This is a genomic window from Saccharothrix sp. 6-C, from assembly GCF_016695385.1.
Taxonomy (GTDB): Bacteria; Actinomycetota; Actinomycetes; order Mycobacteriales; family Pseudonocardiaceae; genus Actinosynnema; species Actinosynnema texasense.
This window is the reverse complement of sequence record NZ_CP064192.1, coordinates 8,529,934-8,545,318: the sequence shown is the minus strand read 5'-3', so window position 1 is coordinate 8,545,318 and position 15,385 is coordinate 8,529,934. Positions and strand designations below refer to the sequence as shown.

The window sequence follows — 15,385 nt, the reverse complement described above, 5'->3', positions numbered from 1 at the left end:
CCTCTCAGTAGGCGAACGTCAGGACGTCGTCGCGGTCGTCGTCACGCGACCCGTCGTCGTCGGGTTTTCGAGCCGGCAGCACGCCCGCGACCCCCGCGCGGACGTACCGCCGGATCAGGAACACCTCGACGCAGGCCAACACCCCGTAGACCAGCGTCAGGGCGACCAACGACGTCAACACCTCCCCCGGTGTCGACGACGACACGGCGCGGGCGGTGAACATCCACACCCCGTCCACCCCGCTCGGGTTCGGCACCACCACGAACGGCTGCCGACCCATCTCGGTGAAGATCCAGCCGAAGCTGTTGGCCAGGAACGGCGTCGCGATGCTGCCCAGCGCCAGCCACTTGAACCACCGGCCGCGGGGCGTCCGACCACCGCGCGTCAGCCACAGGACCAGCAGCCCGGCGCCGACCGCGAGCCCGCCGAACCCGATCATCAGCCGGAAGCCCCAGTAGGTGACCGGCAGGTTCGGCACGTAGTCGATCGGCTTGCCCGACAGCTCGCCCAGCTTCGGGTCGACCGGGTAGTTCGTCCCGTACTTCTCCTGGTAGAGCGGCACCAGCTCCTCGATGCCCTTGACCTCGGTGGTGAAGTCGTTGTGCGCCAGGAACGACAGCAGCGCGGGCACGGTGACGCTCTTGACGTTCTCGCAGTCGGGCCGCGACACGTCGCCGATCGCGAACACCGAGAACGCGGCGGGCTGCTCGGTGTGGCACAGCGCCTCGGCCGCGGCCATCTTCATCGGCTGCTGCTCGAACATCAGCTTGCCCTGCACGTCACCGCTGATCGCGAGCCCGGTGAACGCCACGACGCCCACCCACGTGCCGAACTTGACCGACGCGCGCCACACCGGGCCGTCGTCGCTGCGCCGCCACAGGTGCCACGCGGCGACGCCCACCAGGAACGTGCCGGCGACGGCGAACGCGCCGAAGACCGTGTGCGGGAACGCGGCCAGCGTGGTGTTGTTGCCCAGCACCGCCCAGATCGACGTGAGCCGCGGCCGGCCGTCGACCAGCTCCACACCGACGGGGTGCTGCATCCACGAGTTCGCGGCCAGGATGAAGTACGCCGACGCGATCGTGGCCAGCGAGAACGCCCAGACGCAGGCCAGGTGGACCTTCTTCGGCAGGCGGTCCCAGCCGAAGATCCACAGCCCGAGGAACGTCGACTCGACGAAGAACGCGACCAGGCCCTCCATCGCCAGCGGCGCGCCGAACACGTCGCCGACGAAGCGCGAGTAGGCGCTCCACGTCATGCCGAACTGGAACTCCTGCACGATGCCGGTGACCACGCCCATGGCGAAGTTGATCAGCAGCAGCTTGCCCCAGAACTTGGTCATCGCCAGGTACTTGCGGTCACCCGTGCGCACCCACGCGGTCTGCATCCCCGCCACCAGCAGGGAGAGCCCGATGGTCAGCGGCACCATCAGGAAGTGGTAGACGGTGGTGATGCCGAACTGCCACCGTGCCAGGTCGAGGACGTCCACGGGTCGAACCTAGGTCCGGACCGGTGCCCGGCCTCAGGTACGACGGTCCCCCGGGACCCGGGACCAAGGTCCCGGTGTGCGGTGTCACACCGCCGCCGACGTGTTCCCGTTCAGCGGGGATCCGACATAGTCTCGTCCGGCTCGTCCTACACCCCGGGGGAACATCATGAAGCGGCTCGTTCCGCTGGTCGTCGGCGTGCTCGCCGTGCTGGGAGCGCAACCCGTCACGGCGCAACCCGCCACGGCGCAACCCGATCCGGTCGCGCTCGTGGACGGGCGGCGGGCCGACGCCGGTCTCACGTTCGTCCCGATGAACCCGCTGAGGGTGCTGGACACGCGTGACGGCACCGGAGCCGGTGGCGTGCCCGGCGCGGTCGGCGCCGGCGTGGTCCTGGACCTGGCCCCGCACGTGCCCGCCTCCGCGACCGCCGTGGTGTTCAACCTGACCGGCACCGAGCCGACGCGGGTCACGCACGTCGGCGTCACGTCCGCGTGGGCGAACTCGTACCTCAACCTCCAGGCGGGCGAGACGAGGGCGAACCTGGTCACGGTGGCGCTCCAGGAGGGCGGCCGGCAGCTGCACCTGACCAACAAGGCAGGCCGGGTGCACCTGGTCGCGGACCTGGCCGGGTACTACACCAGCGACGAGGCGGCCCGGTTCACCACGACGGAGCCGACCCGGGTCCTCGACACCCGCGCGGGCGCGCCCGTCGGCCCGCGCTCGACGCGCGAGGTGGACCTGTCCGGCGTGGTGCCCGCCTCGGCCACCTCGGTGACCTTCACCCTGACCGCGACCGAGCCGACCGCCGCGACCCACGTGATCGCGCACCCGTCCGGCGCGGTCCGGCCCACCGCGTCGAACCTCAACCTGGTGGCCGGCCAGACCAGCCCCAACCTGGTGACCGTCGCCCTCGGCGCGAACCGCCGGATCGCGCTGTACAACAACGCCGGCAGCACGCACCTGGTCGTGGACGTGGCCGGCTACTACGCCGCCGACCGCGGCCACCGGTTCTTCCCGGTGACCGCGCGCGCCCTCGACACGCGCGAGGCGGGCGGGCCGGTCGGGCCGCGCCTGACCCGCGACGTCGACCTCGCCGGCCGGATCCCCACCACCGCGACGGCGGTGTCGCTCAACCTGACCGGCACGAACGTCACCGCCGACTCGTACGTGTCGGCCTACCGGGCGGGCACGCCGCGGCCGGGGACGTCGAACCTGAACCTGCCCGCCGGCCGGGACACGGCGAACGCCGCCGTGGTGGCGCTCGGCGATGACGCGCGGATGACGCTGTACAACAACGCGGGCTCCGCGGACCTGGTCGTGGATGTCGCCGGCTTCTTCGCCACCCCGCCCGCGTGCGCCGCCGACTGCCTGCACACCTGGGGCGGCGACCTGGGCCACGGCTCGACGCCGAGCCCTCACCCCTGGTTGTCCGGGGTCACCGACGTGGCCGCCGGCGACTTCACCGCCTACGCGCTCAAGTCCGACGGCACGGTGTGGTCGTGGGGCGCCAACAACGCGGGCGAGCTCGGCGCCGGCGCCGTGGGCGGCCGTTCCGCGGTGCCGCTGCGGGTCCGCGGGCTGACCGGCGTGACGGCGGTGGCCGCCGGCGGCTCCACCGGGTACGCGCTCAAGTCCGACGGCACGGTGTGGGGCTGGGGGTCGAACCAGGACCGGCAGCTCGGCCCGGACGTCGTCGGCGACTCGGCCGTCCCGGTGCGGGTGGGCGGCCTCACCGACGTGACCGCCATCGCCGGGGACCACGTCACGGCGTACGCGCTCAAGTCCGACGGCACCGTGTGGGGCTGGGGCAACTCCGTGCACGGCCCGCCCTACGGCCTGTGCCCCACCGAGTCGGACTGCCTGCCGGGCAGGCCGAGGCGGATCGCGCTGCCGCGGCCCGACGGCACCCGGTTCACCGCGATCGCGACCACCGGGTCGGCCACGGGCTACGCGCTGCGCTCGGACGGCACGGTGTGGGCGTGGGGCCAGAACCGGCGGGGTGAGACCGGGACGGGCTCGCCGCTGGGCGATGACGTGTCGCCCGCGCAGGTCGTCGGGCTGACCGACGCCGTCGCCATCGCGGGCGGCGTCGAGAACGGGTACGCCCTCACCGCGGACGGCCGGGCGTGGTCGTGGGGCTACGACTACTGGGGCCAGCTCGGGACCGGCGCGCCGTGCGCCGACCCGGCCGCCTGCCACTCCGGCGTCCCGGTGCTGGTCGCCGGGCTGACGGACGTCGTCGCGATCGGGAGCGGCTCCTCGACCGCCCTCGCCCTCCGCGCCGACGGCTCGGTGTGGGCCTGGGGCCTCAACAACCTCGCGGGCAACCTCGGCAACGGCACGTCCGGCAGCTGCACGACGACGCCTCGGTCGGAGCACTGCCTGACCAGGGCCCCGGTCCGCACCTCGATCTCCGGCGTGTCGGCCGTCAGCGCCGGCGGGGTCGCCATGTTCGCGATCAAGCCGTAGCCCGCGTCGGGGTCACCGCCCCGCGCCAGGGTCGTGGTCCGCGCCGAGCGGTAGCCCGCGTCCCCGCGTGGGGGGCGGGCGGCGCGGGGTACGATGTGGACGCCAGAGGGGAGTAGTTCCCCCGGGTCACCACGACCGGGGCGAGAGGATCGACATACTGGTCCGCCTAGCGCGGACCCGGTCCCTCACCCGCTTCCAGGAGCGGGCGAACGAGACCTCCGGCCGGGCAGTGCACCACGCCCGGTCGGGGTCGTGCTGCCTCCGTCCGGGACCGTTTCGGACGTCGGAGGTTCCCGTGGCACCTGAACTCATCGCGCTGGCGACGGCTTTCGCCATCGTCTTCCTGGCCGAGCTGCCGGACAAGACCATGGTCGCCACGCTGGTGCTCACCACGAGGTACCGGGCGTGGCCGGTCTTCGCCGGGGTCACGGCGGCGTTCGCGATCCAGTGCGTGGTGGCCGCGACGTTCGGCGGCGTGCTCACCCTGCTGCCCGACCGGGTGGTCGCGGCCGTGGTCGCGGTGCTGTTCGGCGTCGGATCGTTCCTGCTGCTCAAAGAGGGTTTCTCGAAGGACGGCGACGAGGACGGCGCGGCGGCCGCCGGGCCCGGTCAGGTGACGTTCCGGCGGGCCGCGCTCACGTCGTTCGGCGTGCTGTTCGCCGCCGAGTGGGGCGACGCCTCGCAACTGGCCACCGCCGCCCTGTCCGCCCGCTACGCCAGCCCGGTGTTCGTCGGCCTGGGCGCGTTCCTGGCGCTGACCACCGTGGCCGCCATCGCGGTCCTGGTGGGCCGCAAGATCGCCACCCGCATCCCGACCCACCTGATCCAGCGGGTGAGCGGCTTCGTGTTCGCCGCGTTCGCCCTGGTCGCCGCGTGGCAGGCGGTCCTCGGCTGACGGACCGCGGGGATGTCCGGACCCGCCCGCCGAGCGGCGGGCGAGCGGTGGCGCTGTGCGACCGGTCGGTGCGACCCGTCAGCGCAACGCGTCAGCGACCTCCTGAGCCGCCCTCACGACGTGGGGCCCCACCACGTCACCGTCCAGCTTCTCCAGGGCCACCACGCCCACGCTGGCCCGCAATCCGGGCACGCCCCGCACCGGCGCCGCCACCCCGAACGCGCCCGGCTGGAGCTCGCCGGTCGAGTTGACCCACTGCCGCCCCTCCGGGGACAGGCCGATGGCCTTGCCCGCCGCACCCCGGTGCACGGGGTGACGGGACCCGACCCGGTACGCCACGTGGTAGGCCGTCCACGACGGCTCGACCACGGCCACCGCCTGCGCCTCGCTCCCGTCGGCCACGGTCAGGTGCGACGTCGCGCCCACCGTCTCGGCCAACGTCCGCAACGCGGGCTGCGCGGCCAGCCGCAGCTGCGGCAGCACGTTCGACGCCAGCCGCAGCACACCCAGCCCGAGCCGCACCTTCGACCCCTCGCGCCGCACCAGCCCCCGCGACTGCAACGGCACCAGCAGCCGGTACACCGCCGCCCGCGACGCGCCGATGGCCGCCGCCAGCTCGCTGATCGACGGCGCCTCCGACTCGGCGTCGGCCACCGCCTGGAGCAGGGCCAGGCCCCGCTCCAGGGTCAGCGAGCTCTCCTTCGACGCGGGCGCCGGCAGCCGGCCGCGCGGATCGGGTCTGACCACGCTCTACCTCTCGTCGGCGGGCACGACCGTGCCGACCACCTCGGCCAGCCCGACGACCGAGCCGCCCTCACCCGGCGCCGTCGCGGTGATCCGCACCGTGTCGCCGTCCTCCAGGAACGTCCGCTCGCCGTCGTCGAGCACCACCGGCTCCTTCCCGCCCCAGCTCAGCTCCAGGAAGGAGCCGCGCTCGTCGCGGGCCGGACCGGACACGGTGCCCGAGGCGATCAGGTCGCCCGGCCGAACGGTAGCGCCGTTCACCGACAGGTGCGCGAGCTGCTGCGCGAACGTCCACGACATCTCGCGGAACGGCGGCCTGGACACCACGGTGCCGTTCCACTCGACCTCGAGGTCGATGTCGAGGCCCCACGAGCGCTCCTCGACCAGGTACGGCAGCACGTCGTTGCCCAGCGGCGGCGGTGACACGCGGGCCACCGCGAACGCCTCCAGCGGCGTGATCCACGCCGAGACCGACGTGGCGAACGACTTGCCCAGGAACGGGCCCAGCGGCTGGTACTCCCACGCCTGCACGTCCCGCGCGGACCAGTCGTTGACCAGCGCCACGCCGAAGACGTGGTCGACCGCCCGGTCGGGCGTCAGCCGCGACGCGACCGGCCCGCCGCAGACGAACCCGACCTCGGCCTCGATGTCCAGCCGGCCCGTCGGCCCGAACACCGGACCGGTCGACGACCGCCGCTGCCCGTGCGGCCGGACGATCGGCGTGCCGGACACGACCACCGTCCCCGCCCGGCCGTGGTAGCCGACGGGCAGGTGCGTCCAGTTCGGCAGCAGGGCCGCGCCGTCGGGCCGGAAGATCCGGCCGACGTTCTCCGCGTGGTGGCGGGACGAGTAGAAGTCGACGTAGTCGGCCACCGCGAACGGCAGCACGGCGCCGTCGAGCCCGACCAGCTCCGCGCCGCGCGGCGCCGACGTGGCCGAGACGATCTCGACCAGCCGCGCCCGCAGCTCGCTCCACGTGGGCCTGCCGGCCGCCAGCAGCGCGTCCAGCGTGCCCGTGGCCACCACCGGTTCCAGCCGCTCGCCCAGGGCCAGTCCCCGCAGCAGCAACGCCTGGTCGCCCACCCGCACCGCGACACCGCCGGGCACGACGCCGTAGGGCAGCGTCTGCGGCCCGAACGGCGCGTCGGCGGTGAACGCGGGGTCCTCGATCCAGCTCACAGCAGACCCAGCTCCTCCAGGTCGGCGATCGGCTCGTCCAGCGAGCATGACCCGTAGGAGGCGAACACGCCGCGCACGGCGTGCGCGGCCTGGTCGGACAGCCCGTTGGCCTCGTCGCCCAGCGCGACCGCGTCCGTGCTGGCCAACGCCTCGCGCACGTCGCCGCCGGACAGCGAACGCGCGGTCGCCACCAGCAGGTTGAGGAACCCGTGGTGGGTGAACCCGGTATCGGCGTCGGTGTGCCGCACGGCGTGGTGCAGGCCGGCGGTCGCCTTGAAGGCCACGCCGCCGCCGCTCACCACGGCGAGGAAGTCGGCGACCTCGTCGATGCTGGGGAAGTTCTCCTTGCTGACCCCGCCGCAGCGCAGCTTGGGCCAGCTGCCGTGCTCGATGACGCGGCGCACGCCGTCCAGCCACTCGGCGCCGCCCCGGCGGGGCTCGACGACGCGGATGACGTCCTCGGGCACGAACTCCGAGACGCGTTCGAGCCACACCTCGTCCACGTCGGACGGGGCCGGCATCTCGACCATCCGCAGCGCCAAGAGCTCACTGCGGGACTCGACGATCGACACGGCCTTGGGCACACCTCCCAGACCCGTGTCGATGACCAGCGACAGGGCCACCGGCTTCACCGGCTTGACCTTGATCAGCTCGGTGATGAGCTCGGCGAGCCGGGACGCGGGGCACAGGAAGAGACCGACCGCACCGGCCCAGTCCCCGACACGTGCGTCGAGGTGGCCGCGGACCGCGTCGGGCATCGAAGCGTTGCCCGGCGGGAACAGCGCGGCGTCGTCGACAAGCCTCGCGAGCAGGGGCGGAGTGCCGCGTGGACCGGGCGCACGGAGTTCGAAGGCGCTTGACACGGCTGACACGCTAGTGGCGTACCGGTCAATGAACAAAGATGTCCGACTATCGAACGCCCGGAGTGAACCATGGCGTACTACCGCCAGGTGGGTGAGATCCCCCGAAAGCGCCACACGCAGTTCCGCACACCGGAGGGCGGGCTGTACGCGGAAGAGCTCATGGGGGTCGAGGGCTTCTCGGCCGACTCGGCGCTGCTCTACCACCGCCACCTGCCGACCGCGATCGTCGACGCGGTCACCGTCGAAGAGACGCGCGGCGCGTTGACGCCGAACCTCCCGCTCAAGCCGCGGCACTTCAAGACACCGGCGTTGACCTGGGACTCCTCCGACGTCGACGCGGTCACCGGCCGGCGCACGCTGTTCGGCAACGCCGACGTGGTGATCGGTTTCGTGACCGCCACCGCGCCCAGCCCGCTGTACCGCAACGCGGCCGGCGACGAGCTGCTGTACGTGCGGTCCGGCGAGGGCGTGGTGGAGACGATCTACGGCGCGCTGCCGGTCGCCGAGGGCGACTACGTGGTGCTGCCGACGTCGTGCACGTACCGCGTGGTGCCGTCCGGACCCATGGACATCCTGGTGCTGGAGGCCACCGGACACATCGGACCGCCGAAGCGGTACCTGTCGGCCAAGGGCCAGTTCCTGGAGCACTCGCCGTACTGCGAGCGCGACGTCCGCGGGCCGGCGGAGCCGTTGCTGGTGGACGGCGAGGACGTGGACGTGCTCGTGCGGCACCGCGCGGGGCTCACCCGCTTCACCTACGCCAACCACCCGTTCGACGTGGTCGGCTGGGACGGCTGCCTGTACCCGTGGGTGTTCAACATCCGCGACTTCGAGCCGATCACGGGCCGCGTGCACCAGCCGCCGCCGGTGCACCAGACGTTCGAGGGGCCGAACTTCGTGGTGTGCTCGTTCATGCCGCGCAAGGTCGACTACCACCCGTTGGCCATCCCGGTGCCCTACAACCACGCCAACGTCGACTCGGACGAGCTGATGTTCTACGTGGGCGGGAACTACGAGGCGCGCAAGGGCTCCGGCATCGGCATCGGGTCGCTGTCGCTGCACCCGGCGGGCTGCACGCACGGCCCGCAGCCGGGCGCGGTCGAGGCGTCGCTCGGCGTGGACTACTTCGACGAGACCGCGGTCATGGTCGACACCTTCCGGCCGCTGGACCTCGGCGAGGCCGCGGTGGCCTCCGAGGACCCGAAGTACGCCTGGTCGTGGGCCCGTCGGGGTCCTGACCTGGATTGATCCACTTTCCGCCGCCGGGGGTCCGGCTTCTGTCGGTGGGTGCCTCTAACGTCTGCCGGCATGGACGCACAAGCGCTTCTGGAGCAGGCCCCGGACGGCCGGGTGGCGAGCAGCGCCACCCGGCTGGCGGGGTCCTCCGGGTGGCAGGGGACGGGTCGCAGCGACACCGCCCTGTGGGGGCTGTGCAAGGGCAGCGGCAAGAACCCGTACCAGGTGTGCGTCGACCTGGGCGACCGGGCGACCAAGTGCTCCTGCCCGTCGCGCAAGTTCCCGTGCAAGCACGCGTTGGCGTTGCAGCTGCGGGACGTGCGCGAGCCGTTCCCCGCGGCGGAGACACCGGACTGGGTGACGGAGTGGCTGAACCGCCGCAACCGGGCGGCCACGCCGGCCGCTGCGGACGAGTCGCCGGAGGCGGTCGAGCGGCGGGCCAGGGCCAAGGAGAAGACGGCCCTGTCCAGGGAGACCGCGGTGCGCGCCGGCGTGGCCGGGCTGACCGACTGGCTGGGCGACGTGGCCGGCGCGGGCCTGGCGGGACTGCCCGCCCGGGACGCGGCGTGGTGGCACTCGATCCAGGCGCGGATGGTGGACGCGCAGGCCAAGGGGCTCGCGTCGGCGGTCGACGAGGTGCGCGGGATCGTGGCGGCGGGCGGGCCGCGGTGGGCGCACGACGCGGCGGACCGGCTGGGTGGGCTGCACCTGCTGGCCCGGCTGTCGTCCTCGCCTGATCCAGTGATCCGCCGCCGGCTGGGGTTCTCCGTGGCCGAGGAGGAGGTGCGCGCCGGGCCCGGCTGGTCGGACCGGTGGGCGCCGTTGCTGAAGGTGGAGAGCGACGACGGCCTCGTGCGGACCGTGCGGCAGTGGGTGTGGGGGCGCGCGCACGGCTGGGTGGTGGCGGTGCGGCACGCCGGCGGCGGGGGCCGCCCCGTGCCGCCGTTGACGCACGGCGTGCAGGTCGAGGGGGTGCTGCACCCCTATCCCGGCGTCCCGCCGCACCGGGTCGCGGTGGGTGAGCTGTCGGCGGAGCGGCAGCCGGAGCCGGTGCCCGCGCCGGCGTCGTGGCGCGCCGCGCTGGCCGGCCTCGAGGAGTGCCTGAGGGCCGACCCGTGGCTGCGCCTGCACCCGCTGGGGTGCGCGTCGGTGCGGGTCACCGAGGACACCGGGCAGTTGGTCGACGAGGAAGGGCGCGGGCTCCGGGTCCGGAGCGACTCGGCGCTGGACCAGGCGTTGGCGCTGACGGGCGGCGACCGCTTCGACGCGTGGGGCCTGTGGAACGGCCGCGAACTGCACCTGGGCGCCGTCGCCACGCCAGGCGGAGCACCGGAGGTGGTGGGATGATGATCACGCAGGCAACAGGACCCCTCCCGGCACACGATCGGGTGATCATCGCCCGAAAATGTACGGAAACACCGTTACCACCCCTCGGTTGCATACGAGGAACCGCGACCCACCAACCCCACGACCATCACCGACCCCGCCCCACCACCCTCCGACCCACCACCCTTCGGCCCACCACCCTTCGGCCACTCCCCCTCCGACCGACCGCTATCCGCCCGACCGCCACCCCGGCCGCGTCCCTGACGACCGGCGGCCGGCCATGACCCTCCAAGCCGACTGGGACGAGGCCGTCCAAGCGGCCCTGATCGGCGCGCACCGCGCGGGCACCACGCCGACCGCCCTGCTGGACCGCGTCGCCGCCCTGGGCGTGGCCGCGCACGGCGCGCAGCTCCCGCCGCCCGTCGACACCCCGCCGCTCCCCGCCGCCCCCGCCTCCGACGACGTGCGCGCCCACCCGCCGGCCAGGTCCGTGCTGGTCCAGATCCTGGCCCTGGACGACCAGGTGCTGCTGACGGAGTGGTGCGGCATGGCCAAGTCGGCCCGCGTCGTCGCCGACCACCGCGAGCTGCCCGCGCTGCTGGGACTGGGCACCGCGCACCCCGGCCTGCGCCCCGCCGTGTCCGCCGTCCTCGGCGCTCGCGGCCGGTGGCTGGCGGGCATCCGCCCGGCCTGGGCCTGGGCCGCGACCGGCGTGGTCGCGGAGGAGATCGACCTCGACCAGGCCCTCGACCTGCCCGGCACGTCCCGCCTCGCCGCCCTGCGCCGCGCGCGCAACCAGGATCCGGCGGGGACGCGCGCGTTCCTGGCCGCGCAGTTCGAAATCCAGCGCCGCGCCACCGACCGCCAGGTGCTGGTCAGCGCCCTGGAGGCGAACCTCGGCCCGGACGACGAACCGCTCCTCGAACGCGCGCTGGACGACCGCGCGATCGGCGTGCACGACGAAGCGCTGCGGCTGCTGCGCACCCTGCCCACCTCCCACCTGGCCGAACGCGCCGCCGAACGCCTGCACCGCGGCCTGTGGCTGACCGCGGACGGGTTCGACGTGCAGACCGAGGAGCTGTGGGCCGAGACCGCGCCTGAGCCGGAAGAGGCCCGTGACCTGCTGAAAGACGGTTCCGAGGCGGGTGTCGCGGGTCGGTTGCGGGGTGCGGCGGCGAGCGTGCCGCCGCAGCACTGGACCGGTCGGCTGGACACCGACGACGAGGGCGCCGCCGCCGAACTCGCGCGCGGGCCGTGGGCGAGCGCGCTGCTGCGAGGCGTGGCGCAGAACCTGAGGCTGGCCGACGACGCCCGGCCGTGGGCCGTCGCGGCGACCCGGTCGCTGACCGGCATGGAGCAGTTGGAGATGCTCGGCGGCCTGCCCGCCGAGCTGGCCGCGCGCACCGTGGTCGAGGTGTCGCGGCAGTGGAACTACGACCTGCTGGACCACGCGTGCTCGCAGTTGCCCGCGCCGTGGGGCGCGCGGGCCACCGCGGACCTGCTCGACCGCTACGTCGGGATGCGTGACCCGCGGTGGCGCGCCGGCCGGCCGCCCGCGGTGCTGCTGGCCAGGGGTGACGCCGAGGTCCTCGGCGCGAACTGGGCCCGCATCACCGAGCGCTGGCCCGAGCACACCGTCGAACTCGACGTCCTGCGCCTGCGCATGCAGCTGCGCGAGGCGTTCAACCACCGGGAGGAAAGCCAGTGACCACCGAAACCGTGCTGCGGCCCGCCGCGGAACAGCAGTACGCCGCCGAGCTCGCGGCCCTGGCGGCGGCGGACGACCGGCCCCGGCCGCCGCGGTGGCGGATGTCGCCGCAGGCGGTGGTCACCTACGTGCTCGGCGGCAGGCTCCCGGACGGCACCGTGATCACCCCGAAGTACGTCGGCGACCGGCGGCTGGTCGAGATCGCCGTCGGCACGCTCGTCACCGACCGGGCGTTGCTGCTGGTGGGCGTGCCCGGCACGGCGAAGTCGTGGCTGTCCGAGCACATCGCGGCGGCGGTGAGCGGCAACTCGACGCTGGTCGTGCAGGGCACCGCTGGCACGGGCGAGGACCAGGTCCGCTACGGCTGGAACTACGCGCGGCTGATCGCCGAGGGCCCGTCCGAGGCGGCGGTGGTGGCGAGCCCGGTGATGACCGGGATGCGGGAGGGCGCGGTCGTCCGGGTGGAGGAGCTGACCCGGATGCCCGCCGAGGTGCAGGACTCGTTCATCACGATCCTGTCCGAGAAGACGCTGCCGGTCCCCGAGCTGGGCATCCAGGTGCAGGCGGTGCCCGGCTTCACCGTGATCGCCACCGCGAACGACCGCGACCGGGGCGTCAACCAGATGTCGTCGGCGCTCGCCCGCCGCTTCAACACCGTCGTGCTGCCGCCGCCCGCGACCGAGGACGACGAGGTGCAGATCGTGTCGGCGCGCGCCGCCCAGCTGGGCCGGGCGTTGCAGCTGCCCGCCGAGCCGCCGGCGCTGGAGGAGGTGCGCCGGGTGGTGCGGATCTTCCGCGAGCTGCGCAACGGGTCCACTGTGGACGGCCGAACGGAGCTGAAGAAGCCGAGCGGCAGCCTGTCGACGGCCGAGGCGATCTCGGTGGTGACCAGCGGCATGGCGTTGGCCGGGCACTTCGGCGACGGTTCGATCACCGCCGACGAGCTGGCGTCCGGCCTGCTCGGCGCGGTGGTGAAGGACCGGGTGTCGGACGCGGCGGCGTGGCAGGAGTACCTGGAGGCGGTGGTGAAGGAGCGCGTCGAGTGGCGTGACCTGTACCGGGCGTGCCAGGACCTGGTGGGCTGATGGCACGCGACCAGCCCTTGCCCGACCGGGTGACGCTGCTCGGGATCCGGCACCACGGTCCGGGTTCGGCGCGGATGGTCGCGGCGGCGTTGGCGGCTCTGCGGCCGGAGGTGGTCCTGATCGAGGGACCGCCGGAGGGTGACGCCTTGTTGCCGCACGTGCCGGACCTGACGCCGCCGGTGGCGTTGCTGCTGCACGACGAGGCGGAGCCGGCGCGGGCCGCGTTCTGGCCGTTCGCCGAGTTCTCGCCGGAGTGGCGGGCGATGACGTGGGCGCACGCCCACGGTGTGCCGGTGCGGTTCTTCGACCTGCCGGCCGCCGCCTCCCTGGCCGACCCGGAGACGCCCGACGCGCCCGACCCCTCCGAGGCACCCGATTCCGCCGGTTCCCCCGGCTCCCCGAGAGCGGCGCTCGACCCGCTCGGCACGCTGGCGGAGGCGGCGGGTTTCGACGACCCGGAGCGCTGGTGGGAGGACGTGGTCGAGCACCACACCGACCCGCGTGACCTGGCCGAGGCGGTCGCGGAGGCGATGGGCGCGTTGCGGGAGGAGTTCGCCGACCAGGTGGACGCCCGCACGTTGCGCCGGGAAGCCGCGATGCGGCAGAACGTGCGGCAGGCGTTGAAGGACGTCGAGGGTCCGATCGCGGTGGTGGCCGGCGCGTGGCACGTGCCCGCGCTGCGCACCCTGCCGCCCGCGTCGGTCGACGCCGCGGCGCTGAAGGGCTTGCCGCGCAAGAAGATCTCGGGCACCTGGGTGCCGTGGAGCCACGGTCGGCTGGCCGCGTCGTCCGGGTACGGCGCGGGTGTCGCTTCGCCGGGTTGGTACGCGCACCTGTGGGAGTGCGCCGAACGCGGCGACGCCGTGCCGCGCTGGTTCGCGAAGGCGTGCGCGGTGTTGCGGGCGGAGGACCTGCCCGCGTCGACGGCGAGCGCGGTGGAGGCGGTGCGGCTGGCGGACGCGTTGGCGGCGATGCGCGGGCGGCCGTCGCCGGGGTTGTCGGAGGTGATGGAGGCGTCGCTGGCGGTGTTGTGCGGCGGTGACGCGACCCCGCTCCGCCTGGTGCACGAGCAGTTGGTGGTCGGTGAGCGGTTGGGCGAGGTGGGCGACGACGTCCCGACGTCGCCGCTGGCCGCGGACCTGGCGCGGTTGCAGCGGCGCCTGCGCATGCCGGCCGGTGCGGCGGTCAAGCCGATGCGCTTCGACCTGCGCAAGGACACCGATCGTGAGCGCTCGAAGTTGTTGCGGCGCTTGGTGGTTCTCGACGTCCCGTGGGGCACGCCGGACACGACCCGGACGTTGGGCACGTTCGCCGAGGCCTGGCAGTTGCACTGGCGGCCGGAGTTCGCGGTCGCGCTGGCCGTCGCGGCGCGGCACGGCACGACGGTCGAGGCCGCCGCGCGGACCGTGCTGGTCGCCCGTGCCGCCGAGGCCACCCGGGTCGTCGACGCCGCCGAGGCGTTGAGCGAGGCCGTGGGTTGCGAGATCCCGGAGGCCGTCGCCGCGGCCCGGCGGGCGCTGGACCGCTGCGCCGCCGCCGCGACCGACGCCCTGGAACTCCTGGCGGCCCTGCCGGACCTGGCGACCACCGTCCGCTACGGCTCGGTGCGGGGCACGGACCCGGAGCTGCTTCGCGTTGCCCTGCACGGATTGCTCGCGCGCGGCGCGGTGGGTCTGCCGCTCGCGTGCCGGGGCGTGGACGAGGACACGGCGGAACGCGCGGTCAAGGCGGTCGAGGGCGCGGACGACGCGGTCCGCCTGGCCGCGGACGACGAGCACCGCGACACGTGGCAGCGCGCGCTGAAGTCGCTGGTCGCGATGCCCGACGCGCACGGCCTGCCGACCGGCCGCGCGACGCGTCTGCTGTGGGAGACGGGCGCCCTGGACTCCGACGAGGTCGCCACGCGCCTGCACCGCGCGGTCTCGCTGGCCGCGGGCGCGACCGCGTTCGTGGCGGGCTTCCTGCGCGGCTCGGCCGCCCTGCTCACCGCCGATCCGCGCCTGTTCGGCGTCGTGGACGAGTGGCTGACGGGCCTGTCCGGCGCGGACTTCGCCGCCGCGCTGCCGCTCCTGCGCCGCGCGGTGGGCGATTTCAGCCCGGCGGAGCGCCGGATGCTCGGCGACCGGGTCAAGGGCACGGCGGCGGGTGGCGCGGTGGCGGTGGGCGAGTGGGACGAAGAGCTCGCGGCACGTCTGGTCGGCCACGTGCGCGATCTGCTGGGGGCGGGCGCGTGACGTGACGGGCCTGCCGGGGTGGGACGGGTGGTGGTTGGTCGGGGCTCCTCATGGTGTTAACCGAGGGGCGGTAACAGTGTTTCCGTACATTGTCGGGCGATGATCACCCGATGGTGTGACCGAGGGCCTTGGGGTGGCCGGGACGGGCAGGTGTTC

Annotated in this window: 11 protein-coding genes; 7 read left to right on the top strand and 4 right to left on the bottom strand. The window is 73.9% G+C overall.

Annotated features, from left to right (window positions below):
- Positions 1–4: 4 nt before the first annotated feature.
- Positions 5–1,489 (bottom strand): cytochrome ubiquinol oxidase subunit I, encoded by a 1,485-nt coding sequence (locus IOD16_RS37355; RefSeq protein ID WP_123744728.1) that lies wholly within the window; start codon positions 1,487–1,489, stop codon positions 5–7.
- 166 nt (positions 1,490–1,655) lie between these two features.
- Between IOD16_RS37355 and IOD16_RS37350 the strand changes: the two genes are divergently transcribed.
- On the top strand, positions 1,656–3,959 hold the full coding sequence (locus IOD16_RS37350; RefSeq protein WP_201438086.1) for an RCC1 domain-containing protein: 2,304 nt from the start codon (positions 1,656–1,658) through the stop codon (positions 3,957–3,959).
- 295 nt (positions 3,960–4,254) lie between these two features.
- The gene (locus IOD16_RS37345) at positions 4,255–4,854 is read left to right on the top strand and encodes a TMEM165/GDT1 family protein (protein ID WP_123744730.1); all 600 of its coding nucleotides are present in this window, start codon (positions 4,255–4,257) and stop codon (positions 4,852–4,854) included.
- Positions 4,855–4,932: 78 nt separating this feature from the next.
- On the opposite strand, the gene IOD16_RS37340 is transcribed toward IOD16_RS37345, so the two are convergent.
- Genes IOD16_RS37340 through IOD16_RS37330 form a run of 3 tightly spaced genes read right to left on the bottom strand, consistent with a single transcriptional unit; the run spans position 4,933 to position 7,640 of the window.
- Complete coding sequence (locus tag IOD16_RS37340; RefSeq protein WP_123744731.1) at positions 4,933–5,601, bottom strand: IclR family transcriptional regulator; 669 nt, start codon at positions 5,599–5,601, stop codon at positions 4,933–4,935.
- A 3-nt stretch (positions 5,602–5,604) separates the two neighbouring features.
- Positions 5,605–6,777, bottom strand: coding sequence for a fumarylacetoacetate hydrolase family protein (locus IOD16_RS37335; RefSeq protein WP_201438085.1), 1,173 nt, complete (start codon positions 6,775–6,777; stop codon positions 5,605–5,607).
- On the bottom strand, positions 6,774–7,640 hold the full coding sequence (locus tag IOD16_RS37330; RefSeq protein ID WP_268957664.1) for a hypothetical protein: 867 nt from the start codon (positions 7,638–7,640) through the stop codon (positions 6,774–6,776). The genes IOD16_RS37335 and IOD16_RS37330 overlap by 4 nt, the downstream gene beginning before the upstream one ends.
- Positions 7,641–7,709: 69 nt before the next feature.
- On the opposite strand from IOD16_RS37330, the gene IOD16_RS37325 reads away from it, so the two are divergent.
- From IOD16_RS37325 to IOD16_RS37305, 5 genes are all read left to right on the top strand, one after another.
- Positions 7,710–8,888 (top strand): homogentisate 1,2-dioxygenase, encoded by a 1,179-nt coding sequence (locus IOD16_RS37325; RefSeq protein WP_123744734.1) that lies wholly within the window; start codon positions 7,710–7,712, stop codon positions 8,886–8,888.
- 60 nt (positions 8,889–8,948) lie between these two features.
- A complete protein-coding gene (locus IOD16_RS37320; protein ID WP_201438084.1) occupies positions 8,949–10,223 on the top strand; it encodes an SWIM zinc finger family protein in 1,275 nt (424 codons plus the stop codon).
- 259 nt (positions 10,224–10,482) lie between these two features.
- Entirely contained in the window at positions 10,483–11,910 is a 1,428-nt protein-coding gene (locus IOD16_RS37315) for a DUF5691 domain-containing protein (RefSeq protein ID WP_201438083.1), read from the top strand.
- A complete protein-coding gene (locus IOD16_RS37310) occupies positions 11,907–12,995 on the top strand; it encodes an ATP-binding protein (RefSeq protein WP_201438082.1) in 1,089 nt (362 codons plus the stop codon). The genes IOD16_RS37315 and IOD16_RS37310 overlap by 4 nt, the downstream gene beginning before the upstream one ends.
- Entirely contained in the window at positions 12,995–15,229 is a 2,235-nt protein-coding gene (locus tag IOD16_RS37305) for a DUF5682 family protein (RefSeq protein ID WP_201438081.1), read from the top strand. Before IOD16_RS37310 ends, IOD16_RS37305 begins: the two co-directional genes overlap by 1 nt.
- Positions 15,230–15,385: the final 156 nt, after the last annotated feature.

What these genes read in the sequence shown, in the direction of transcription:
- IOD16_RS37350 (WP_201438086.1), top strand. Translation starts at nt 1,656, where the DNA reads ATGAAGCGGCTCGTTCCGCTGGTCGTCGGCGTGCTCGCCGTGCTGGGA.
- IOD16_RS37325 (WP_123744734.1), top strand. Translation starts at nt 7,710, where the DNA reads ATGGCGTACTACCGCCAGGTGGGTGAGATCCCCCGAAAGCGCCACACG.
- IOD16_RS37320 (WP_201438084.1), top strand. Translation starts at nt 8,949, where the DNA reads ATGGACGCACAAGCGCTTCTGGAGCAGGCCCCGGACGGCCGGGTGGCG.
- IOD16_RS37315 (WP_201438083.1), top strand. Translation starts at nt 10,483, where the DNA reads ATGACCCTCCAAGCCGACTGGGACGAGGCCGTCCAAGCGGCCCTGATC.
- IOD16_RS37305 (WP_201438081.1), top strand. Translation starts at nt 12,995, where the DNA reads ATGGCACGCGACCAGCCCTTGCCCGACCGGGTGACGCTGCTCGGGATC.